Annotated in this window: 10 protein-coding genes and 8 pseudogenes; 17 read left to right on the forward strand and 1 reads right to left on the reverse strand. The window is 61.8% G+C overall.

Annotated elements, in window-relative coordinates; genetic code table 11:
* The first annotated feature begins 30 nt into the window (after window positions 1-30).
* The 16 genes and pseudogenes from P6U16_RS19610 to recN all read left to right on the forward strand — a co-directional run bounded on the left by P6U16_RS19610 (window position 31) and on the right by recN (window position 20,675).
* Window positions 31-1,491, forward strand: coding sequence for a UDP-N-acetylmuramoyl-L-alanyl-D-glutamate--2,6-diaminopimelate ligase (locus P6U16_RS19610; RefSeq protein WP_277701879.1), 1,461 nt, complete (start codon window positions 31-33; stop codon window positions 1,489-1,491).
* A gap of 1 nt (window position 1,492) precedes the next feature.
* A pseudogene (locus tag P6U16_RS19615) lies at window positions 1,493-2,925 on the forward strand (UDP-N-acetylmuramoylalanyl-D-glutamyl-2,6-diaminopimelate--D-alanyl-D-alanine ligase).
* Window positions 2,926-3,048: 123 nt separating this feature from the next.
* A complete protein-coding gene (gene mraY / locus P6U16_RS19620) occupies window positions 3,049-4,149 on the forward strand; it encodes a phospho-N-acetylmuramoyl-pentapeptide-transferase (RefSeq protein ID WP_277701880.1) in 1,101 nt (366 codons plus the stop codon).
* A gap of 7 nt (window positions 4,150-4,156) precedes the next feature.
* Window positions 4,157-5,548, forward strand: coding sequence for a UDP-N-acetylmuramoyl-L-alanine--D-glutamate ligase (gene murD, locus P6U16_RS19625; protein ID WP_277701881.1), 1,392 nt, complete (start codon window positions 4,157-4,159; stop codon window positions 5,546-5,548).
* Between the two features lie 95 nt (window positions 5,549-5,643).
* Entirely contained in the window at window positions 5,644-6,798 is a 1,155-nt protein-coding gene (gene ftsW / locus P6U16_RS19630) for a putative lipid II flippase FtsW (RefSeq protein WP_277703913.1), read from the forward strand.
* A 3-nt stretch (window positions 6,799-6,801) separates the two neighbouring features.
* On the forward strand, window positions 6,802-7,926 hold the full coding sequence (murG, locus tag P6U16_RS19635; protein ID WP_277701882.1) for an undecaprenyldiphospho-muramoylpentapeptide beta-N-acetylglucosaminyltransferase: 1,125 nt from the start codon (window positions 6,802-6,804) through the stop codon (window positions 7,924-7,926).
* Window positions 7,923-9,337, forward strand: a pseudogene (gene murC, locus P6U16_RS19640) (UDP-N-acetylmuramate--L-alanine ligase). The gene murG and the pseudogene murC overlap by 4 nt, the downstream one beginning before the upstream one ends.
* A pseudogene (murB, locus tag P6U16_RS19645) lies at window positions 9,334-10,309 on the forward strand (UDP-N-acetylmuramate dehydrogenase). Before murC ends, murB begins: the two co-directional pseudogenes overlap by 4 nt.
* Window positions 10,310-10,519: 210 nt before the next feature.
* A pseudogene (aqpZ, locus tag P6U16_RS19650) lies at window positions 10,520-11,204 on the forward strand (aquaporin Z).
* Between the two features lie 338 nt (window positions 11,205-11,542).
* Window positions 11,543-12,469 carry a D-alanine--D-alanine ligase gene (locus tag P6U16_RS19655; RefSeq protein WP_277703914.1) on the forward strand — a complete coding sequence of 309 codons (927 nt, stop codon included), beginning with the start codon at window positions 11,543-11,545 and terminating at the stop codon, window positions 12,467-12,469.
* A gap of 20 nt (window positions 12,470-12,489) precedes the next feature.
* On the forward strand, window positions 12,490-13,404 hold the full coding sequence (locus P6U16_RS19660) for a cell division protein FtsQ/DivIB (protein WP_277703915.1): 915 nt from the start codon (window positions 12,490-12,492) through the stop codon (window positions 13,402-13,404).
* Window positions 13,401-14,729: pseudogene (gene ftsA / locus P6U16_RS19665) on the forward strand (cell division protein FtsA); the annotation flags it as partial. The gene P6U16_RS19660 and the pseudogene ftsA, both read left to right, overlap by 4 nt.
* A gap of 114 nt (window positions 14,730-14,843) precedes the next feature.
* Entirely contained in the window at window positions 14,844-16,649 is a 1,806-nt protein-coding gene (gene ftsZ, locus P6U16_RS19670) for a cell division protein FtsZ (RefSeq protein ID WP_277701883.1), read from the forward strand.
* A gap of 325 nt (window positions 16,650-16,974) precedes the next feature.
* Complete coding sequence (gene lpxC / locus P6U16_RS19675; protein WP_277703916.1) at window positions 16,975-17,937, forward strand: UDP-3-O-acyl-N-acetylglucosamine deacetylase; 963 nt, start codon at window positions 16,975-16,977, stop codon at window positions 17,935-17,937.
* A gap of 183 nt (window positions 17,938-18,120) precedes the next feature.
* Window positions 18,121-18,982, forward strand: a pseudogene (locus P6U16_RS19680) (outer membrane protein assembly factor BamD).
* A 20-nt stretch (window positions 18,983-19,002) separates the two neighbouring features.
* Window positions 19,003-20,675, forward strand: a pseudogene (recN, locus tag P6U16_RS19685) (DNA repair protein RecN).
* On the opposite strand, the gene P6U16_RS19690 reads toward recN, so the two are convergent.
* Complete coding sequence (locus tag P6U16_RS19690; protein WP_277701884.1) at window positions 20,672-21,388, reverse strand: hypothetical protein; 717 nt, start codon at window positions 21,386-21,388, stop codon at window positions 20,672-20,674. The pseudogene recN and the gene P6U16_RS19690 overlap by 4 nt on opposite strands.
* Before the next feature lie 150 nt (window positions 21,389-21,538).
* Between P6U16_RS19690 and ligA the strand changes: the two are divergent.
* A pseudogene (gene ligA, locus P6U16_RS19695) lies at window positions 21,539-23,697 on the forward strand (NAD-dependent DNA ligase LigA).
* The last annotated feature ends 94 nt before the right edge of the window (window positions 23,698-23,791 follow it).

Consider the following 23,791-nt stretch of genomic DNA (forward strand, 5'->3'; position numbering starts at 1 on the left):
GTGTCGATGTAGATTTGAAAAGTGCCGTCCATGAAGCTCAATGACCTGATCGGGAGTGATTTCCCGGAAATCGCAGCGCAACTGCCCCCGCAGGCCGGGGAAATCGAAATCGAGGCAATCACCGCCGATAGCCGGCAGGTCGTGCCGGGCTCGCTGTTCGTGGCGCTGGCCGGTTCAAAGGCCGATGGCGCCGGTTTCATCAGCGATGCGATTGCCCGCGGCGCGGCTGCCGTGATCGCCGGCACAGGTGTTTCCTCATCCTCTGCCATTCCCGTGCTGCAGGCCGATAGCCCGCGCCGCGTTCTGGCGCTTGCCGCGGCCCGCTTCTTCGGTCGTCAGCCGGAAACCATGGTTGCAGTCACCGGAACAGCCGGAAAGACCTCCGTCGCATCCTTCGTCAGGCAGATCTGGGCGCATGGCGGCCTTGCGGCGGCCATGATCGGCACGACGGGCGTGATTGCGCCGGGTCGCAACGACTACGGCTCGCTGACCACGCCCGATCCCGTTTCGCTGCACAGGCTTCTTGCCGAGCTTGCCGATGCCGGCGTGACCCATGCGGCGATGGAGGCCTCAAGCCACGGTCTCGATCAGAACCGGCTGGACGGCGTGCGCCTTAAGGCTGCCGGTTTCACCAATCTCGGTCGCGATCACATGGACTATCATCCGACGGTCGAAGATTACATGGCCGCCAAGATGCGGCTGTTCGATGGCGTGCTTCCCAAAGGTTCACCTGCCGTGATTTTTGCCGATGATGCCTGGTCCGCGCAGGCGATAGCCGCCGCGCAAAAGGGCGGTCACGATGTCCGCACCGTCGGCCGCAAGGGCGACTATCTCGCGCTGAAGCGCGTCGAGCATTTCCGCCACAAGCAGATCGCAGAAGTGCATGTCGGCGACGAGATTTTCGAGGTACACATCCCGCTGGCCGGGGATTTTCAGATTTCGAATGCGCTGGTCGCGGCAGGTCTTGCCATGTCCACCGGTGTTTCGGCCAAGGCCGCCATGGCGGCGCTGGAAAAACTGCAGGGTGCGTCCGGACGACTGGAACTGGTCGGGCACACGAAAAGCGGTGCGCTCGCCTATGTCGATTACGCCCACAAGCCGGATGCCCTGGAAAACGTCCTGTCTTCGGTGCGCCCCTTCACCACCGGTCGCGTGATCGTCGTCTTCGGTTGCGGCGGCGATCGCGACAAGGGCAAGCGCCCAATCATGGGCGAAATCGCCACGCGTCTCGCCGACGTCGTCATCGTTACGGACGACAATCCGCGCTCCGAGGTTCCGGCCACCATCCGCGCCGAGATCATGGCGGCGGCCCGAGGCGCAACCGAGATCGGCGACCGCGCGGCGGCCATCCATGCCGCCGTCGCCATGCTGCAGTCCGGCGATACGCTGATCGTTGCCGGCAAGGGACACGAAGAGGGCCAGACCATCGGCTCCGTGACCCTGCCGTTCTCGGATCATGTCGAACTCAGAAACGCATTGGGAGGTGCCTGATTTGAGCTGGCTCTGGACAAGCGCTGATCTTCTCGCGGCCCTGAACGGTCGTCCTGTCGGAAACCTGCCCGAGGGCATTACCGGAATTTCGATCGATAGCCGCTCCCTCGGCAAGGGCGAGGCCTTCTTCGCCATCAAGGGCGACCGCGTCGATGGCCATGACTATGCCGGCGTGGCCATTGCAAACGGCGCCGCCTTGCTTGTCGTCAGCGAGGCCAAGCTGCCGGCGCTTGGCCGGCTGATTGCCCCGATGATCGTCGTCGACGACGTCCTGGAAGCGATGATCAGGCTCGGCTGTGCCGCGCGCGATCGCAGCGCCGCCAAGATCATTGCCGTCACCGGGTCCGTCGGCAAGACGACGACCAAGGAGATGCTACGCCATGTGCTCGAGCCGCTCGGCCGGGTGCATGCCTCCGTCGCATCCTTCAATAATCACTGGGGCGTGCCGCTGACGCTCTCCCGCATGCCTGAGAACACCGATTACGGCGTCTTCGAAATCGGCATGAACCATCCGGACGAAATCCGTCCGCTGGTCAAGATGGTGCGCCCGCATGTGGCTGTCGTCACCAGTGTTGCCGCCGCCCATCTCGGCAACTTCAAGGACCTGACGGAGATCGCCGCCGCCAAGGCCGAGATTTTCGAAGGTCTGGTTGAGGGTGGCCACGCCATACTCAATCGCGACAATGACAGCTTCAAGCAGTTGGAAAAGGCGGCAATTGCGACCGGCGTATCGCATATTCACAGCTTCGGCAGCGGCGCCAAGGCCGATTTCCGCATGGTCGAATTCGCCAATGGCGCCGAGGGGGCCGTTCTTTGGGCGTCGATCGACAACCGGACGCTGGAGATACCGATGGGGGCTCCGGGACGCCACATTGCCGAAAATGCGCTTGCGGTGCTTGGAGCAGCGTCCCTCGTCGGCGCCGATATCGATAGCGTTGCGGCGTCGCTTGCCACGCTTCAGCCGGAAAAAGGTCGTGGCGAACGCCATAGGCGCGCCATTGGCTCCGGTTATTTGACGCTGATCGACGAGAGCTACAATGCCAACCCGGCGTCCATGCGCGCGGCCATCGCCCTTTTGCGCGATACACCGCCGCAGGAGGGGCCCGACGCATCGCCATCCTCGGCGACATGCTGGAAATGGGCGAGTTCGCGGCGGATGTCCACGCCAAGCTCGCCGGTCCCTTGACCGAGGCGGGTATTACCGATGTCTGGCTTACCGGCCCGGAAATGACGCATCTGCGCGATGCCTTGCCGGAGGATTGCAAGGTCGAATATCGCGAGACTGTCGCTGACCTGAATGCCTTCGCCCTGGATGCGGTTTCTGCCGGCGATGTGGTGATGATCAAGTCGTCCAAGGGTACGGGCTGCGGCAAGATCGTTGCGGCTCTGCTTGACAAATATCCGGCATTTTCCGACACGGAGCCGACCATCTAGGCGGGCAGGGCAACTTATAACGGGTCTTTGCAGGCCTAACACTTTCGAATGCGTGCGGTTATCCTTAGCTCAGTTGATTCTGATGCGCGGAATTCGCAACAAACCTTTGGGGAAAGGTCCCTTATGCTGCTCTGGCTTGTCGAACTGTCGGATCATTTTCAATTTTTCAATCTGTTCCGATACATCACGTTCCGGACCGGTGCTGCGCTCTTCACGTCCGCGATGATCGTGTTTCTCTTCGGGCCGCGCATGATTTCATCGCTGCGTGTCCGTCAGGGCCGAGGCCAGCCGATCCGGGCCGACGGGCCGCAGACCCATTTCAAGAAGGCCGGTACGCCGACCATGGGTGGTCTGATGATCCTGGCCGGCATTGTCGGCAGCGCATTGCTCTGGGCCGACCTCTCCAGCGTCTATGTCGTCTCGACGCTGCTCGTCACGCTCGGCTTCGGCGCCATCGGCTTCTACGACGATTATCTCAAGGTCACCAAACAGTCTGACAAGGGCTTTTCCGGCAAGGCGCGTCTGGGATTTGAGTTTATTATCGCCGCCATCGCTGTCTTCTTCATGATGCGCACCGCGCTTTCGGCGGGCGTGACCGGCTCGACGTTCGGCTCCTCGCTCACTTTTCCATTCCTGAAGGACTTCACCCTCAATCTCGGCTATTTCTTCATCCTGTTCGGCGGCTTCGTCATCGTTGGCGCCGGCAATGCGGTGAACCTGACGGACGGTCTCGACGGTCTTGCCATCGTGCCTGTCATGATTGCCGCCGCCTCCTTCGGGGTGATCGCCTATCTTGCGGGCAATGCGGTGTTTGCAAATTACCTGCAGATCCATTTCGTGCCGGGCACGGGTGAACTGGCGGTCATTCTGGGCGCCGTTATCGGCGCCGGTCTGGGTTTCCTCTGGTTCAATGCGCCGCCCGCCGCCATTTTCATGGGCGACACGGGATCGCTGGCGCTGGGCGGCCTGATCGGCACTGTCGCCGTTGCCACCAAACACGAGATCGTCATGGTCATCATCGGCGGCCTGTTCGTCATGGAAACCCTGTCGGTCATCATCCAGGTCTTCTGGTTCAAGCGCACCGGCAAGCGCGTTTTCCTGATGGCGCCGATCCATCACCATTTCGAAAAGCTCGGCTGGACGGAAAGCCAGGTCGTCATCCGCTTCTGGATCATCGCCGTCATCCTCGCCATGGTCGGCCTGTCCACCCTGAAACTGCGGTGATCCGACGATGATCCCGGTCACCACCTTCAGCGGCAAGAATGTAGCGCTTTTCGGCCTCGGCGGCTCGGGCCTTGCCACGGCCCGAGCCCTGGTTGCCGGCGGCGCGACCGTGACCGCGTGGGACGACAACCCCGACAGCGTCGCCAAGGCGTCGGCGGAGGGCATCGGAACCGGCGATCTGCGTCAGGTCGATTGGAAGGGCTTTTCCGCTTTCGTCCTGTCGCCTGGCGTGCCGCTCACCCATCCGAAACCGCACTGGACCGTCGATCTTGCCGGCGCTGCAGGCGTCGAGGTCATCGGCGACGTCGAACTCTTCGTCCGCGAACGTCGCGCGCATGCGCCGGATTGCCCGTTCATCGCCATCACCGGCACGAACGGCAAATCGACGACGACGGCGCTGATCGCCCACATCCTGAAGTCGAGCGGCCGCGACACGCAGCTCGGCGGCAATATCGGCACGGCCGTGATGACGCTCGATCCGCCTGCCGACGATCGCTTCTATGTCGTCGAATGCTCGTCCTACCAGATCGATCTTGCGCCTTCGCTCGATCCGTCCGCTGGCATCCTGCTCAACCTGACGCCTGATCATCTCGACCGCCACGGCAGCATGCAGCATTATGCAGATATCAAGGAACGGCTCGTTGCCGGCAGCGATACAGCGATCGTCGGTGTTGACGATGCGTTTTGCGAGGCGATTGCCGACCGTGTTGCGCTGCTTGGCAAGTCTGTTATCCGCATCGCCCGCCACAGGACGCTGGGCGAGGGCTTTTATGCCGACGGGGCGAAGATCATGCGGGCGGAGGGCGGTCAGGCCGAACTCTTTGCCGATCTCGACGGCATTCAGACCCTGCGGGGCAGTCACAATGCGCAGAATGCTGCCGCTGCGATTGCGGCCTGCCTGGCTGTGGGTGTTTCGCCGAACGAGATCCGCGCCGGCCTCACATCCTTTCCCGGCCTGAAACACCGCATGCAGCCGGTTGGGCGCAGGGGCGATACGGTCTTCGTCAACGACAGCAAGGCCACAAATGCGGAGGCTGCCGCACCGGCGCTGTCGAGCTACGAGCGGATTTACTGGATCGCCGGCGGTCTGCCGAAAGAGGGCGGCATCACGACGCTTTCGCCCTTCTTCCCGAAGATTGCCAAGGCCTATCTGATCGGCGAGGCGGCACCGGCCTTTGCCGCGACGCTCAGTGATACCGTCGCCTTTGAAATTTCAGGCACGCTCGATCAGGCTGTGGCCCATGCGGCGGCCGATGCGGCGCGGGACAATGCCGGTCCGGCTGCCGTAATGCTGTCACCGGCTTGCGCAAGCTTCGACCAGTACAAGAATTTTGAAGTCAGGGGCGATGCCTTCGTCGGACATGTTGCCGCGATCGATGGCGTCACCATGCTGGTCTAGGCGATCTGACGGCCCTTTCGGGCAGAGTGCGGGGCTGAGCCGCCCTGTTGGATATTCCGGTGCGGTCTTCCGCACCACAAGAGGGGACGATGAATATGGTAAGCCGTGCCGAGCGTGGCCCCGTGGCCGACTGGTTCTGGACAATCGACCGGGTTTTCCTGGCGACCTTCGTCCTCTTGATGGGGATCGGCTTCATGCTGTCCTTCGCCGCAAGCCCGGCCGTTGCCGAACGTCTCAATCTCGACAGCTTCCATTTCGTCAAGCGGCACGCCGCTTTCCTTTTGCCGTCACTGGCGGTTATGATAGGCATTTCATTCCTGACGCCGAGGCAGGTGCGTCGTGCGGCGATGATCCTGCTTCTGGTGTCGCTGGCGATGATGGTTCTGGCGCTGTTTTTCGGCCAGGAAGTCAAGGGTTCGCGGCGCTGGATTTCGCTGGCCGGCCTGTCCGTGCAGCCGTCCGAATTCATGAAGCCGGCCTTCGTCGTCGTCTGCGCCTGGCTGTTTTCCGAACACGCCCGCCAGCCCGAAATCCCCGGTAATCTCTTTGCCATATTGCTCTTCGGCATTGTTGGCGCGCTGCTCGTGGCGCAGCCCGATCTCGGCCAGACGATCCTGACGACGGCAGTCTGGGGCGGCATGTTCTTCATGGCCGGCATGCCCTGGCTGTGGATCATCGTGCTCGGCGGTTCCGCCGTCGGCGGTCTCGTCGTCGCCTATACGGTGCTGCCGCACGTGGCGGGCCGTATCGACCGGTTTTTGACCGGCGAAGGCGATACGTTCCAGGTCGATACGGCGCTTCAGGCGATCGTGCGCGGTGACTGGTTCGGGCAGGGACCGGGAGAGGGCATCGTCAAGCGGATCATCCCGGACAGCCACACCGACTTCATCTTTTCGGTCGCGGCCGAAGAATTCGGCATCGTCTTTTGCATGTTGATCGTTCTGATCTTCGCCTTTCTCGTCATGCGGGGGCTGACCCATGCTTTCCGCGAGCGCAACGATTTCACGCGCTTTGCCGTTGCCGGCCTGGTTCTGCAGATCGGCATCCAGTCTATGATCAATATCGGCGTCAACCTTCAGCTTCTGCCGGCCAAGGGCATGACCCTGCCGCTGATTTCCTATGGCGGTTCATCCATGGTCGCAATCTGCGTCACGGCCGGTTTCATCCTGGCGCTCACCCGCCACCGTCCGGAAAAGCGCGCCGTCGAGCGCAGCCTGTTCCGGTCCGGCATGGGCGTTCCCGCGGAGTAAGACATGACCAAAGGTATCATTTTGCTCGCCGCCGGTGGTACCGGCGGCCATCTGTTTCCGGCCGAAGCGCTTGCGCACGAGCTGAAAACGCTGGGCTATTCCGTACATCTCGTCACCGACAGCCGCGCCGAGCGTTACGCCGGCAAGTTTCCGGCTGACGAGATCCATGTCGTCGCATCCGCCACCATCGGCTCGAAAAACCCATTGAAGGTCGCGGGATCGCTGTGGAAGCTGTGGACCGGCATGCGTACCGCGCGCCGCCTGATCGCGCGGCTGAAGCCGAAGGTCGTGGTCGGTTTCGGCGGCTATCCGACCGTGCCGCCGCTTCTGGCAGCAACCGGCATGGGCGTGCCGTCTGTCATCCACGAACAGAACGCCGTGATGGGCCGCGCCAACAAGGCGCTCGCCGGTCGCGTCAAGGCAATCGCCGGTGGCTTCCTACCCGAGACCGACGGGCCTTATGCGACAAAAACCGTGACAACAGGCAATCCGGTTCGCCCCGCCGTGCTGGAGGCGGCGAAGGTGCCCTATCAGCCCTCCAACGAGGGCGACGCGTTCCGCCTTGTCGTCTTCGGCGGAAGCCAGGGTGCCCAGTATTTTTCCAAGACCGTACCGACCGCGATCAGCCTTCTCGACGATGGTTTGCGCAAACGGCTGAAAGTCACGCAGCAGGCGCGGCCGGAAGACATGGAAATGGTTCAGGGCTGCATCAGCAAGCTCGACCTCGGCGCCGAGATCGCACCGTTCTTCAACGACATGGCCGAACGCATCGCCAACGCCCATCTCGTGATCTGCCGCTCGGGCGCATCGACGGTGTCCGAAATTGCCGTGATCGGCCGTCCGGCGATCCTCGTGCCGTATCCTTACGCGCTCGATCATGATCAGGCAGCCAATGCGGCGGCGCTTGCTGCAAACGGTGGCGCCAAGGTCATTGCCCAGGCTGATCTTTCCGCCGAGAAGCTGGCGACAATCCTGACCCACGCCATGAACAACCCGGCCAAGCTTGCCGATATGGCGGAAAAGGCGCGCCAGACCGGCAAGCCGGATGCCACGCGCTTGCTTGGCGCCATGGTTGACGCTATTGCCAGCGGCTCGACAATTGCTGACTTCAAGGAAAAACGCTCATGAAAATGCCGCAGACGATCGGTCTCGTCCACTTCATCGGTATCGGCGGTATCGGCATGAGCGGCATTGCCGAAGTGCTGCACAATCTCGGCCACAAGGTGCAGGGCTCCGACCAGTCCGACAGCGCCAATGTGCAGCGCCTGCGCGAAAAGGGTATTTCGGTTTTCGTCGGCCATGAGGCCGGCAATCTCGGCGAGGCCGAAGTCGTCGTCGTCTCCACGGCGATCAAGAAGACCAATCCGGAACTGATCGCCGCGCGCGAAAACTTCTGCCCGTCGTGCGCCGCGCCGAAATGCTGGCCGAACTCATGCGCTTCCGCAACGCCATCGCCATCGGTGGCACCCATGGCAAGACGACCACCACGTCGATGGTGGCAGCCCTTCTCGATGCAGGCAATCTCGATCCGACCGTCATCAATGGCGGCATCATCAATGCCTATGGCACCAATGCGCGCATGGGCGAGGGCGAGTGGATGGTGGTCGAGGCCGACGAATCCGACGGCACCTTCCTGAAGCTGCCGGCCGATATCGCCGTCGTCACCAATATCGATCCGGAACATCTCGATCACTACGGCAATTTCGATGCCGTGCGCGCCGCCTTCCGGCAGTTTGTCGAGAATGTGCCGTTCTACGGCTTCGGCGTCATGTGCCTCGACCATCCCGAGGTCCAGACGATGGTGTCCAAGATCGAGGACCGCAAGGTCATCACCTATGGCGAAAATCCGCAGGCCGATGTGCGCTTCTTCAATATGCACATGGACGGCGCGACATCGGTGTTCGACGTCGAGATCCGCCGCCGCCGCACCGGCCAGGTGATTACCATGAAGGACCTGCGCCTGCCGATGCCCGGTCGGCACAACGTCTCCAACGCCACGGCGGCGATCGCGGTTGCCCAGCGTCTCGGCATCTCTCCTGAAGATATCGCCAAGGGGCTTGCCTCCTTCGGCGGTGTCAAGCGCCGGTTCACCTTCACCGGCGAGTGGAACAATGTCCGCATCTACGACGATTACGGCCATCATCCCGTCGAGATCAAGGCCGTGTTGCGCGCGGCGCGCGAGGCCTGCCAGGGCCGCATCATCGCCGTGCACCAGCCGCACCGCTACAGCCGTCTCGAAAGCCTGTTCGAGGATTTTTCCGCCTGCTTCAACGATGCCGATACCATTCTGCTCGCGCCGGTCTATTCGGCCGGCGAAGAGGCGATCGAAGGCATCAACTCGGTTGAACTTGTCTCCCGCATCAAGGCCGGCGGTCATCGCGATGCGCGCTATGTCGAGGGACCGGAGGCGCTGGCGCCTGTTATCTCCACCATTGCGCAGCCTGGCGATTTCGTGGTTCTCTTGGGAGCTGGCAGCATCACATACTGGGCTGCCGCACTTCCTCAGGAACTCGCAGGCATTTCAGGACATCAGGCATGAAGCAGGTAAACGGCGAAAAACTTCTGGCCTCCCTTGGGGAGGGCGTGAAAGATATTCGTGGGCGCCTGACCCCGGATGCGCCGATGGACCGCGTCACCTGGTTTCGCGCCGGCGGACTTGCCGAACTGATGTTCCAGCCGCACGACACCGATGATCTCGTGACCTTCCTTAAGCTCGTGCCGGAGAGCGTGCCGGTCATGGTCGTCGGCGTCGGCTCCAATCTGCTCGTTCGGGATGGAGGCATTCCGGGTGTGGTCATCCGGCTGTCGGCCAAGGGCTTCGGTGATCTCGAACTTGCCGGCGAAAACCGCATAAGGGCAGGCGCCATTTGCCCGGACAAGAACATTGCCGCTATGGCGCTCGATCACGGCATCGGCGGCTTCCATTTCTACTATGGCATTCCCGGTGCCATCGGCGGTGCCTTGCGCATGAATGCCGGTGCCAATGGCGGCGAGACCAAGGATCGCGTGGTCGAGGTGCATGCCGTCGATCGGCAGGGCAACCGGCACGTCCTGTCGAATGCCGATATGGGCTATACCTATCGCCACTCCGAAGCGCCCAAGGATCTGATTTTTACCCATGGCGTTTTCGAAGGTTATGCCGAGGACAAGGCGAAGATCTCGCGCCGACATGGACGCCGTGCGCCAGCACCGCGAAACGGTCCAGCCGATTCGCGAAAAGACCGGCGGCTCGACCTTCAAGAACCCGGACGGTCATTCCGCCTGGAAGCTGATCGACGAAGCCGGCTGCCGCGGCATGATGATCGGCGGCGCGCAGATGTCGCCGATGCACTGCAATTTCATGATCAACACAGGGCAGGCCAGCGGCTATGAGCTGGAATATCTCGGCGAGACCGTGCGTCAGCGTGTCATGGAGAATTCCGGCATCCTGCTCGAGTGGGAAATCAAGCGCATCGGTACGTTCATGCCGGGCTACGAGGTCAAGGAGTTTCTGGGGCGGATGACGGCCTGACCGTGTCTGTCGATCGAATCAAAAGCCCGCGAAATCAACGATTTCGCGGGCTTTTTGTCTGTTCTGATTCCGCTTCAATTTAAACATTACGTCTGCCCGAGGCAGAGTGCCGATCTCAAACCGGTGTCGACATCCCTTGACCGGAGTCAGAATGTCGAGAATTCTGGTACAGTTGTGCATGGAGCGTCCGCTCCATTTATGGGGGTTTTAATGGTCAATAAGTTGTCTGCTGAGTTTCTGGGTACGTTCTGGCTGGTTTTGGGGGATGCGGCAGTGCGGTGCTGGCTGCTGCGTTTCCGGAGGTCGGAATCGGCCTTATGGGTGTGTCGTTTGCCTTCGGATTGACGGTACTGACAATGGCCTATGCCGTGGGCGGCGTCTCCGGCGGGCATTTCAATCCTGCCGTTTCCGTAGGGCTTTTCGCAGCGGGCAAATTTCCGGCGTCTTCTCTCATTCCCTATGTCCTGGCCCAGCTTGCCGGTGCGATCGCTGCTGCGGCGGCGCTCTACGTCGTGGCGAGCGGCAAGGCCGACTTCCAGCTCGGGGGTTTGCCGCCAATGGCTATGGCGAGCATTCGCCGGGCGGTTACGGGTTGATGTCCGCACTTCTCATCGAGGTGCTGCTGACGGCGTTTTTCCTGTTTATCATCCTTGGCTCAACACATGGCCGCGTTCCCACGGGTTTCGCACCGATCGCCATCGGTCTTGCCCTGACGTTGATCCACCTGATTTCCATCCCGGTCACTAACACTTCGGTCAACCCGGCCCGCTCGACGGGGCAGGCCCTGTTCGTTGGCGGATGGGCCCTGCAGCAACTCTGGTTGTTCTGGCTGGCGCCGATCGCCGGAGCGGTCATTGGTGCCATTGCCTGGAAGGCGGTCGGCGAAAAGGATTGATGCTCCGGCCATCTCGCCGGCAAAGACAGGTGCTTGTCAAAGAAGAAGGTCCCGCACAGCTAGCGCCGTGCGGGACCTTCGCGTTTTGTCCGCCTGTCCGTCGTATTCTGTTGCGTGAAAGATAACTCTCTGATTCTAAGCCATGAATCTCCGGTAGATCGGTGATTCGAGCGCAAATTTTTTTACGCTGATGCCGTAGCGGTTAACCAAAGTAAACGGTTCATTAACCATAATGCGGCTCTATGGAGAGCGTGGATGGCAGCGCTGACTCGGGGTTACGAGGCGGCCAGCCAGACGCAAGCGAAATTTGTAAGGGTAGCGTATTGTCGGGGGTTTTTATGAGCAGCAAGCATGTGGCTGTCCTGATGGGCGGATTTTCCTCGGAGCGACCGGTCAGCCTGTCGTCCGGGACCGCCTGCGCGGATACGCTGGAAGCGGAAGGTTTCCGGGTTAGTCGCATCGATGTGGATCGCAACGTTGCGTCCGTGCTTGCAGAACTGCGCCCCGATGTCGTCTTCAATGCGTTGCACGGCCCCTTCGGCGAAGATGGTACGATCCAGGGCATCCTCGAATATCTCGAAATTCCCTATACTCATTCCGGCGTGCTGGCCTCGGCGCTCGCAATGGACAAGGCGCAGGCGAAGCATGTGGCCGCGGCTGCCGGTATTCCGGTCGCCGATGCGCGGATCATGGATCGTCGCGATTTTACCTCCGAGCATCCGATGAAGCCGCCTTATGTGGTCAAGCCGGTGTCAGAGGGGTCGAGCTTCGGTGTTGTCATCGTCAAGGAATACCAGTCGCACGCACCCCAGATATTGACCTCCAGTGAGTGGCGTTATGGCTACCGCGTGATGGTCGAGCGTTATGTCCACGGGCGGGAGCTGACCTGCGGCGTCATGGGCGATACGGCACTTGGCGTGACAGAGATCATCCCGCAGGGGCATTCCTTCTACGATTATGATTCGAAGTATGTGAAAGGCGGTTCGAAACACGTCATTCCAGCAAATATTTCACCAAATATTTACCAAAAAATACAAACACTCGCGGTCAAGGCGCATCAGGCGATCGGCTGCCGCGGCGTGAGTCGCTCCGACTTCCGCTATGACGACCGTTTCTCGGAAGATGGAGAACTCATCTGGCTGGAGGTCAACACTCAGCCGGGCATGACTCCGACCTCCTTGGTGCCCGAAATGGCCGTTCATGCCGGCCATACGTTTGGTGAATTCCTCAAGTGGATCGTGGAGGACGCGTCGTGTTTGCGTTAAGGGGCAGAAAGTCCAAAAGGCTGCGCGCATCCTTCGAGCGCGAGAATGTCGATCTCGACGGGCAGTTCGTGCTGCCGCGTCCGCTGCGCCGCGTCTTTCGCCTTTTCATGAGCCTCGGTACCGGCCGCATCCATTTTGCGCCGCATACCGGCTCGGTCGCGGCTGTGGCGTTTCTCGCTGCAACCGGTTTTTACGGCATGTCGCTCGGCGGCCATTCCCAGAATTTCGCGCAGACGACGACGTCGGCGGCGGGTTTCGCCATCGAGGACGTCAAGGTCTCCGGTAACGACCAGACGTCTGAAATCGACATCCTGCAGCAACTCGGCCTTGATGGTGCGACATCGCTCGTCGCGCTTGATATCGGTGAAGCGCGCAAGCTGATCAGCGAAATGCCCTGGGTCGAGGATGTTGCCGTACGCAAGGTCTATCCCGGGACGATCGAGGTCAATCTGACGGAGCGCAAGGCCTTTGCCATATGGCAGCACGGGTCCGACCTGTCGCTCATCGAAAAAAGCGGCAGCGTGATTGCGCCGCTGCGCGACAACAAGTTTTCCAGCCTGCCGCTGTTCGTCGGCCGTGATGCCGAAACTGCAGCGGCCACCTTCTACGAGCGCTTCAGCGACTGGCCCGAAATTCGCGACCGGGTGAAAGCCTATGTCCGCGTCGCCGGCCGTCGCTGGGATCTGATGCTTGACAACGGCATCACCATCAAGTTGCCGGAGCAGGACCTTGAGCGCGCCATGCAGGTGCTGTCAACCATGGAAGAGGGGCATCAGCTTCTGGAACGTGACATTGCCGCCGTGGATTTAAGGCTTGAGGATCGCACCACTGTCCAGTTGACCCCGGAAGCCGTGGAGCGCCGGACCCTCGTTCTGGAGGCGCGCACCAAGGCTCTGAAGAAGCAGGAAAAGATCGACGTGGAGAAACGGATATGAGCCTGTTCGGTTCGTCGCATTTCGGTCTGCCTCGCCTGAAGCCGCTGTCTTCCAAGCGCTCGCACGTCGTGTCCGTGCTCGATATCGGCTCGACCAAGGTCGTCTGCATGATCGGCCGGCTGACGCCGCGCGGCGAGAGCCAGATCCTGCCGGGTCGCACCCATTCGATCGAGGTTATCGGCATCGGCCACCACAAGTCGCGCGGCATGAAGAACGGCGTCATTGCCGATCTCGATGCCTGCGAGAGCGTTGTTCGCCTGGCGGTCGATGCCGCTGAGCGCATGGCCGGCCTCACCATCGACAGCCTGATCGTCAATATTTCCGCCGGCCGTCTGCAGAGCGACATTTATACCGCGACCATTGATCTCGGTGGTCAGGAAGTCGATGCGGCTGACCTCAAGAGGGTTCTTTCCGCTGCCGGCCAACAGTCGCTTCGCCAGGATCGCGTCATCCTGCATTCGCTGCCGACAGGCTTTTCGCTGGATGGCGAGCGCGGCATCCGCGATCCGCTGGCGATGTTCGGCGACGTGCTGGGCGTCGACATGCACGTGCTGACGGCCGAACGCGCTGCGCTCAAGAACCTCGAGCTTTGCATCAACCGGGCGCATCTCTCGGTCGAAGGCATTGTGGCGACACCCTATGCCAGCGGCCTTGCGGCACTCGTCGATGATGAGGTCGAACTGGGCTGTGCAGCGATCGACATGGGCGGTGGCACCACGACGATTTCCGTCTTCGCCGAAGGCAAGCTCGTGCATGCCGATGCGGTCTCGCTCGGCGGCCACCACGTCACCACGGATTTGGCGCGCGGTCTTTCGACCCGCATCGAGGATGCGGAGCGTCTCAAGGTCGTGCATGGCTCGGCCCTGCCGAACAGCACCGACGAGCGCGACATCGTTTCGGTTCCGCCGATCGGCGAGGACGACCGCGACCAGCCGACGCATGTGCCGCGGGCGCTTGTCTCGCGCATCGTGCGGGCCCGCATCGAGGAGACCCTCGAACTCATTCGCGACCGAATCCAGCGCTCGGGCTTCAGCCCGATCGTGGGCAAGCGCATCGTGCTCACCGGCGGCGCCAGCCAGTTGACGGGCCTGCCGGAAGCAGCCCGCCGCATCCTGGCGCGCAACGTGCGCATCGGCCGTCCGCTCGGCGTCTCCGGATTGCCGGCGGCGGCCAAGGGCCCGGCCTTTTCGACGGCCGTCGGTCTGATGATCTATCCGCAGGTCGCGGAGATGGAAACCCATGCGGCGCAGGGCGGCCTGCTCTCGTCGCTGGCAGGAAACAACAGCCGGATCGCCCGTATGGGCCAATGGCTGAAGGAAAGTTTTGAGACTTGTGATCGCGAAAGAACAGGAAACTTTCGCGATCGCTGGAAATCTGAAGAGTTTTAGAGATTTGGCCGGCTCGGCAAGGCGGCCAGAAACCAGGAAGGAACGGGTACTATGACGATCAATTTGCAAAAGCCGGACATCACCGAGCTGAAGCCGCGCATTACCGTGTTCGGTGTCGGCGGCGGCGGCGGCAACGCTGTCAACAACATGATCACCGCAGGTCTCCAGGGCGTCGATTTCGTCGTCGCCAACACGGACGCCCAGGCGCTGACCATGACCAAGGCAGAACGCATCATCCAGATGGGCGTTGCTGTCACCGAAGGCCTCGGCGCCGGTTCGCAGCCGGAAGTCGGCCGCGCGGCTGCTGAAGAGTGCATCGATGAGATCATCGATCACCTCAACGGCACGCACATGTGCTTCGTCACCGCCGGCATGGGCGGCGGCACCGGTACCGGTGCTGCTCCTGTCGTCGCCCAGGCGGCCCGCAACAAGGGCATCCTGACCGTCGGCGTGGTCACCAAGCCGTTCCACTTCGAAGGCCAGCGCCGCATGCGCCTTGCCGATATGGGCATCTCCGAGCTGCAGAAGTCGGTTGATACCCTCATCGTCATCCCGAACCAGAACCTGTTCCGGATCGCCAATGACAAGACCACGTTTGCCGACGCCTTTGCGATGGCCGACCAGGTCCTCTACTCCGGTGTTGCCTGCATCACCGACCTGATGGTCAAGGAAGGCCTGATCAACCTCGACTTCGCGGACGTTCGTTCCGTGATGCGCGAGATGGGCCGCGCCATGATGGGCACCGGCGAAGCCTCCGGCGAAGGCCGCGCAATGGCCGCCGCCGAAGCTGCGATCGCCAACCCGCTGCTTGATGAAACCTCGATGAAGGGTGCCCAGGGCCTCCTGATCTCGATCACCGGTGGCCGCGACCTCACGCTGTTCGAAGTCGACGAAGCTGCGACCCGCATCCGTGAGGAAGTGGATCCGGATGCGAACATCATCCTGGGTGCGACCTTCGATGAAGAACTGGAAGGCCTGATCCGCGTGTCGGTCGTCGCCACGGGTATCGACCGCACAGCCGCGGAGGTGGCCGACAGGAATGCCAGCTTTCGCCCGGTAGCCAAGCCGATTATTCGCCCGTCCATCGCCATCCCGGCTGCCCAGCCGCAGACCGTTGCCGTCCAGCAGCCGGCCCCGGCCCAGGTCGCCGTACAGCCGGCCCCGGTTGCTCAGCAGCCGGCAAGCCAGTCGGTTTCGCAGGCCGACGCGATTGCGGAAGCCATCCGTCAGGCGGAACTGGAACGCGAGTTGTTCCTGTCGATGCCACGCGGTGGTGCGGCCCCGGTCCACCAGGCATCTGTCCAGCAGATGCCGGCACAGCCAGCCCAGGACGATTTCCGTCCGCAGAGCAAGCTGTTCGGTGGCTCGAGCCCGGCAGAGCAGCCGGTCGCCCAGGCGACCGTACCTGTTCAGCGTGCCGTCGAAAGCCCGATCGCCCAGGCTCCGCAGCCTGTTACTGCCGTCCGTCAGGAGCCGATCGCACCGGTCATCCGTCAGCAGGCCGAACAGGTTCGTATGCCCAAGGTGGAAGACTTTCCGCCGCTGGTGAAGGCCGAAGTCGATCACCGCGCCCAGCCTGCAGCCGTGCCGCAGGAAGAACGCGGTCCGATGGGCCTTCTGAAGCGCATCACCAATTCTCTGGGTCGTCGTGACGAGGAAGACCATAACGTCACGGCAGACATGACTGCGGCCGCGCCGAGCGCCGCGTCCCAGCAGCGCCGTCCGCTGTCGCCGGAAGCGAGCCTTTATGCGCCGCGCCGGGGCCAGCTCGACGATCATGGTCGCGTGACTCCGTCTCGCGCCCAGGATGACGACCAGCTCGAGATCCCGGCGTTCCTGCGCCGTCAGTCGAGCTGAGATTTTACCCGCCTTCTACCTTGCCGAAATGCCCGGGATAAAACCCGGGCATTTTTCATTTTATCACGGCTTATCAATGGGCTGCCAAAGTTTTTGTGCAGCGTAACAAACCGAAAGAAACAGTGATTTGGAATGACGGCGCCCTGCAATTATCTTGCAGCCTGGGACTGACGGGGCAGCATGCGATTCTGACACATCGCCGACGTTCAAGTTTGACGGATAACGCGACGGGATTGTCGCGATCCGAAGGTGGTCGTTTTGCCGCCCGTCAAGGGTCCAAAAATATGTGGCAGCAGATGCCAACTGATAGTGAAAGTGAATGAGCATGGGACTTGGTGTTGGACTGCTGGGGTTTCAGACGACGATTGCAAATGCAGTAACGCTCAGCGGAACGGGCGTTCATTCCGGCTCCGAGGTGGCGATCACCTTCCATCCGGCCGATGCCGATAGCGGCATCGTCTTCCAGCGGGTCGTCGACGAGACCGTCATCAGCGAATACAAGGCCGTGTCTTCTCAGGTCGGCAATACCGATCTGTGCACAGTGCTCGGCTTTTCGCCCGCGACCTCGATTGCCACGATCGAGCATGTCATGGCTGCGATCTATGCGCTTGGCCTCGATAATCTCTTGGTCGAAGTGCACGGCGCTGAAATGCCGATCATGGACGGAAGCTCCGAGCCCTTCATCGAGGCGATCGAGCAGAGCGGCATCAAGGCGCTGGCCGTCAAGCGCCGCTATATCCGCATCATCAAGCCGGTCCGCATCGAATCGGGTGCCTCCTGGTCGGAATTCGTGCCCTATGACGGCATGCGCTTCGAGGTGGAGATCGATTTCGATTGCCCGCTGATCGGCCGGCAGTCCTGGAAGGGCGATATGACGCCGTCCGTCTTCAAGAAGGAGCTTTCGCGCGCCCGGACCTTCGGCTTCATGCGCGATGTCGAGCGGCTCTGGGCATCCGGTCATGCGCTGGGGTCGTCGCTGGAAAATTCCGTGGTGATCTCCGATGACAATACGGTCATCAATGTCGAAGGCCTGCGCTACGCCAAGGACGAGTTCGTTCGCCACAAGACGCTGGACGCCGTTGGCGACCTTGCCTTGGCCGGCGCGCCGTTCATCGGCTGCTACCGCTCCTATCGCGGTGGCCACAAGATGAACTCCCATGCGCTAAAGGCGCTTTTGAGTGATCGCAGCGCCTATGAGGTTGTCGAAACGGCAACGCCGCGCCAGCGTGTCGGTGCCCGCGATGTCGTCGCCATTCACGCGCCGGAATTCGCACCCTGGTCGGCATGAGCCTGTTTGCACAGTAGTTTATGGGACGAGCCGGTCTTTTGGCCGGCTTTTTCGTGATCAACCTGCCACAAAATTGCGTTAATCCATCCGCATGACGTTGCGGTCTTGTTGCATCTTGCACTAAAACGCGGTTGATAAGCGACGTTAGCGTTACTGACGCACGATTTGGGATTGTCTTATGGTATTTGCAGGTTCCGTCGATATGAAAAAACAGCGCGCGTTCTGTTGGTTACGCTTGCTGCCTGCACGGCCAGTGTGCTCGTCACCGGTTGCCAGAACGACCCGGACATCGACATCACCAAGCTAACGGTCGAGACCGATCCGCCGGAGGTCCTCTACAATCAGGGACTTGCAAACCTCAGTGCGGGCAAGACGACGGAAGCGGGCCGCAAGTTTGACGCGATCGACAAGCAGCATCCCTTTTCCGAATATGCGCGCAAGGCGCTGGTGATGAATGCCTTCGTTAGCTATCGCCAGGGTCAGAATTCCGAGGCAATAACGGCTGCCAGTCGCTACCTCAATCTCTATCCGCAGTCGGAAGACGCGGCCTATGCGCAATATATCATCGGCCTTGCCTATTCCCGCCAGATTCCCGGCGTGACGCAGGACCAGCGCCCGGCGGTGAAGACCATCGAGGCGATGCAGGCTGTGGTCGATAACTATCCCGATTCTGGAATATGTCGAGGACGCGCAGGCGAAGATCCGCTTTGCCCGCGACCAGCTTTCCGGCAAGGAAATGCAGGTCGGTCGCTACTATCTGGAACGCAAGGAATATCTTGCGGCGCTGACGCGTTTCCGCACCGTCGTCGAGACCTATCCGAACACCAACCAGGTCGAGGAAGCGCTCGCCCGCCTGGTCGAGACCTATTATGCTATGGGCATCGTCAGCGAGGCGCAGACGGCTGCCGCCGTGCTGGGGCACAACTATCCGGACAGCCAGTGGTACGCCGACAGCTACAAGCTTTTGCAGACCGGTGGTCTGGAACCGCGTGAAAACAACGGTTCCTGGATTTCACGCGCCGGCAAGAAGCTGCTGGGCGCCTGACCTCAAGAGATTAAGAACGCATGCTGGCACAGCTCTCGATCCGCGATATCGTCCTGATCGAACGGCTTGATCTTTCCTTCGAGGCCGGCCTTTCCGTGCTCACAGGTGAAACCGGTGCCGGCAAGTCCATCCTGCTCGACAGCCTGTCGCTGGCGCTGGGTGGCCGCGGCGATGGCTCGCTGGTGCGCCACGGTTCCGACAAGGGGCAGGTGACGGCGGTCTTTGACGTGCCGATGAGCCATGCCGCCCGGCTGCTCGTCCGTGAAAACGGTATCGATGATGACGGCGAACTGATTTTTCGCCGTGTGCAGTCTGCTGATGGTCGCACCCGCGCCTATGTCAACGACCAGCCTGTCTCCGTGCAACTGATGCGCCAGGCCGGCCAACTTCTGGTCGAGATCCACGGTCAGCACGATGATCGCGCGCTTGTTGATACCGATGCCCACCGCACGCTTCTTGATGCCTTTGGCGGACTGACCGAGGAGGCGCTGGCCGTTGCCGGGCTCTATCGGACGTGGCGCGAGGCCGAGCGCACGCTGAAAAAGCACCGGGATAAGGTCGAGGCCGCCGCGCGCGAAGCCGATTATCTTCGTTCCTCCGTCGAGGAACTGGAAATTCTGTCGCCGCAGGATGGCGAGGAGGACGCCCTTGCCGAACGCCGCTCGCGCATGATGAAGGCCGAGCGCATCGCCGTCGATATCAATGAGGCGAGCGAATTCCTCAATGGCAATGCGTCGCCCGTGCCGCTGATCGCCTCGTTGGTCCGCCGTCTGGAGCGCAAGAGCCACGAGGCGCCGGGCCTTTGGAGGAAACCGTCGAGCGGCTGGATACGGCGCTCAACCATTTGTCGGACGCGCAGATGGCCGTGGAAGCCGCCCTGCGCAAGACGGAATACGACCCGAAGGAACTGGAGCGGGTCGAGGAACGGCTGTTTGCGCTGCGTGCCGCCGCCCGCAAATATTCGGTTCCGGTGACCGAGCTTCCGGCCCTTGCGGTGCGGATGATTTCCGATCTGGCCGATCTCGATGCGGGCGAGGAGAAGCTGAAGCAGTTGCAGCAACAACTGGGCCTCACCAAGGCTGCCTTCGATGCCGCAGCCTCCAGCCTGTCAGCGAAACGCCACAACACGGCCGACGCACTGTCCGAAGCCGTCATGGCGGAACTGCCGGCGCTGAAGCTTGAGCGTGCGCGTTTCATGGCGCAGGTTACGACCGGCCCGGATGCGGCAAGCGCCGACGGCATCGATATCGTCGAGTTCCATGTTCAGACAAACCCCGGCACGCGGCCGGGCCCCATCATGAAGGTCGCCTCCGGCGGCGAACTGTCGCGTTTTCTCTTGGCGCTCAAGGTGGCGCTGGCCGACCGCGGCTCGGCGCCGACGCTGGTCTTCGATGAAATCGACACCGGTGTCGGCGGGGCGGTTGCCGATGCCATCGGCCAGCGGCTGAAGCGTTTGTCCGCGACGGTGCAGGTTCTCTCGGTCACCCATGCGCCGCAGGTCGCTGCCCGCGCCGCCACGCATCTGCTGATCTCCAAGGGGCCGACATCGGAAAAATCCGAAACCATCTCCACCCGCGTCGCCCGCATGGACGACAAGGCGCGCACGGAAGAAATCGCCCGCATGCTCGCCGGCGCGTCGGTGACGGAAGAGGCGAGGGCGGCTGCAACCCGCCTGCTGGCGGGAAATGGCTAGAGGAGCAGGCGGAGCGCTGTTGCCGAATCGGACGCGCTGGCGATACCGCCGCTGCCGGAAAACACCTGATCGACGCCTTCAAGCGCCCTTTTGCCCTGATCGATGAACAGCGGCACGCTGCCATTTTTCTCCATGGCCTGCCCGGCCCATTCGAGCATCATTTTCAGCTGGGATGCTGCCGTGCGGAATTCGCCGATCGTGCTCGCATCCCCCGTCGATCCCTCATCGTCCGCGCGGCCATAGTCCAGGGCGTCGCGATAGGCTTGCGGAAGGTCGTCCTGCTCCGGCAGGACGCGGTCTGTGGAGGCGGGCGTCTCGGCTCCGTCCGTCGTGGCAGACGAGGCGGACATGCGCTTGTCATCCGACAGGGCTGCGGAAAACTGTCTGGCGGCCGATCCGAGTTCCTTGGCAAGCTGCGCCGACCGCCCCGCGATGACCTCCGGGGCGAAGCCGAAGCGTATCATGTCGGACAGCTCTTCCTTCAACCGTTTCAGCCGCTCCTCGGCAAGCGCCTTGCGTTCCTTCGGGCCGTTCTCGACCATGCTGCGCAGCGCCGACAAGGCCTCGTCCGCCTGCTTCTGGCGTTCTGTTACCGGCTCATCAACCTGTCCGGACGTCGAGCCGCTGTTTGCAGCCGCAATCGTCGGCTCAGGGGTCGTGCGCTGTGCAAGCGGGCGCTGGACGGGCGCAAGGGATGCGATGGTCGAAATCAAGTCTGCTCCTTGTCGCCGACCGAAAGCGCGGCTGGGCGATTTTTCCTGCGCAGCATAAGGCAGAGGGATTAATCGAGCCTTGATGCCGGCCCAGTCTTTCCATTCGCGTGATTTTCTCTAAAACGGTCGGACTTGCCGGAGACTGCAGTCATGACCATCGAAAAACCGCCCGTCGAAACCCTGACCGAAGCTGATGCTGCCGAGGAGCTGGCGCTTCTCGCTGCGGAACTGGCGCACCACGATACGCTCTATCATGCCAAGGATGCTCCGGAGATTTCCGATGCGGACTACGACGCACTGAAGCGCCGCAACGAAGAGATCGAGGCACGGTTTCCAGCGCTGGTGCGCGAAGACAGCCTGTCCCGCAAGGTCGGTGCGGCACCGTCCGGAATTTTCAAGGCGGTCGTCCATTCCCGCCCGATGCTTTCGCTCGACAATACGTTTTCCGATGAGGACGTGCGCGATTTCGTCCATTCCGTCTATCGCTTCCTCGGCGTGCTGCCAGATGAATCGATTGCCTTTACCGCCGAGCCGAAGATCGACGGCCTGTCGATGTCGCTGCGCTACGAGGCGGGCAAGCTGGTCAGTGCGGCAACCCGCGGCGACGGAACGACCGGCGAAAACGTTACCGCCAACATCCGCACCATCCCGGATATCCCCCAGACCCTGCCATCAGGCGTTCCTGAAATCGTCGAGGTGCGCGGCGAGGTCTATATGGGCAAGAGCGACTTTCTGGCGCTGAACGAGCAGATGCTGGCGCTTGGCAAGCAGACCTATGTCAACCCGCGCAACACGGCAGCCGGCAGCTTGCGCCAACTTGACCCGACAGTGACGGCGACGCGCAAGCTACGCTTCTTCGCCTATGCCTGGGGAGAGATGTCGGAGATGCCGGCCGACACACAGCTGGGCATGGTCAAGGCGTTCGAAGGTTGGGGCTTCCCGGTCAATCCGCTGATGCAGCGTTTCTCCTCGATCGAGGCGATCATCGCGCATTACCGGGATATCGGCCTCAACCGCCCCGATCTCGATTATGACATCGACGGCGTCGTCTACAAGGTCGATCGGCTCGATCTGCAGGCGCGCCTCGGCTTCCGCTCGCGCTCGCCGCGCTGGGCGACGGCCCACAAGTTCCCGGCCGAACAGGCGTTCACGACCGTCGAGAAGATCGACATCCAGGTCGGCCGCACCGGCGCCTTGACCCCAGTTGCACGGTTGACGCCGATCACCGTCGGTGGTGTCGTCGTCACCAATGCGACCCTGCACAATGCCGATTATATCGAGGGCATCGGCAATGGCGGCGAGCGCATCCGCGAGCCGGACCATGATATCCGCATCGGCGATACCGTGATCGTGCAGCGGGCAGGGGATGTCATCCCGCAGGTTCTCGACGTGGTGATGGAAAAGCGCGAACCGGGCTCCGTGCGTTATGAATTTCCCAAAACCTGCCCGGTCTGCGGGAGCCATGCGGTGCGCGAGCGCAACGAGAAGACCGGCAAGCTTGATTCGGTGACGCGCTGCACCGGCGGTTTCGTCTGCCGGGCGCAGGCCGTCGAGCATTTGAAGCACTTCGTCTCGCGCAACGCCTTCGACATCGAGGGCTTGGCGCCAAGCAGGTGGATTTCTTCTTCGAAGCGGAGGATGACAAGCTCTGGATCAAGACCGCGCCGGATATCTTCACGCTGGAAAAGCGCCAGAGCGAGTCCGTACTGACCAAGCTCGAAAACATCGACGGTTTCGGCAAGGTCAGCGTCAAAAAGCTCTATGATGCGATCAATGGTCGCCGCGAGGTCTCCCTGCAGCGTTTCATCTATGCGCTCGGCATCCGCCATGTCGGCGAGACCACGGCCAAGCTGCTCGCCCGGCATTACGGCAGCTATGCGACCTTTGCGGAGGCCATGCAGGCCGCTGGCGATCTTTCAAGCGAAACCTGGGGTGATCTTATCAGCATTGACGGGATCGGCGAGGTCGTCGCCCGCGCCATCGTCGAGTTCTACAAGGAACCGCGCAATCTGGAGGTTGTCGGGCGGCTTCTGGCGGAAGTCACGCCGCAAGACGCAGAAGCGCCGGTCGTGTCATCAAGCCCGGTCGTCGGCAAGACCGTGGTCTTCACCGGTTCGCTCGAAAAGATGACGCGCGATGAAGCCAAGGCGAAGGCGGAGAGCCTCGGTGCCAAGGTCGCCGGCTCCGTGTCCAAGAAGACCGATATCGTCGTTGCCGGCCCGGGCGCCGGCTCCAAGCTCGACAAGGCGCGCGAACTCGGCGTCCAGACCATGGATGAAGACGAATGGCTTGCCTTGATCGCTGGGTAAGCTTGATTCTTACCGCCAGCACCACTTTTCTTGCCGCCTTGTCTCGTCTATGACACCCGCGTGATTATGACAGTTTCGTGACAACGACGAAAAT

The organism is Rhizobium sp. 32-5/1 (assembly GCF_029537235.1).
GTDB lineage: Bacteria > Pseudomonadota > Alphaproteobacteria > Rhizobiales > Rhizobiaceae > Pararhizobium.

What these genes read in the sequence shown, in the direction of transcription:
- P6U16_RS19610 (WP_277701879.1), top strand. Translation starts at nt 31, where the DNA reads ATGAAGCTCAATGACCTGATCGGGAGTGATTTCCCGGAAATCGCAGCG.
- mraY (WP_277701880.1), top strand. Translation starts at nt 3,049, where the DNA reads ATGCTGCTCTGGCTTGTCGAACTGTCGGATCATTTTCAATTTTTCAAT.
- murD (WP_277701881.1), top strand. Translation starts at nt 4,157, where the DNA reads ATGATCCCGGTCACCACCTTCAGCGGCAAGAATGTAGCGCTTTTCGGC.
- ftsW (WP_277703913.1), top strand. Translation starts at nt 5,644, where the DNA reads ATGGTAAGCCGTGCCGAGCGTGGCCCCGTGGCCGACTGGTTCTGGACA.
- murG (WP_277701882.1), top strand. Translation starts at nt 6,802, where the DNA reads ATGACCAAAGGTATCATTTTGCTCGCCGCCGGTGGTACCGGCGGCCAT.
- P6U16_RS19655 (WP_277703914.1), top strand. Translation starts at nt 11,543, where the DNA reads ATGAGCAGCAAGCATGTGGCTGTCCTGATGGGCGGATTTTCCTCGGAG.
- ftsZ (WP_277701883.1), top strand. Translation starts at nt 14,844, where the DNA reads ATGACGATCAATTTGCAAAAGCCGGACATCACCGAGCTGAAGCCGCGC.
- lpxC (WP_277703916.1), top strand. Translation starts at nt 16,975, where the DNA reads ATGGGACTTGGTGTTGGACTGCTGGGGTTTCAGACGACGATTGCAAAT.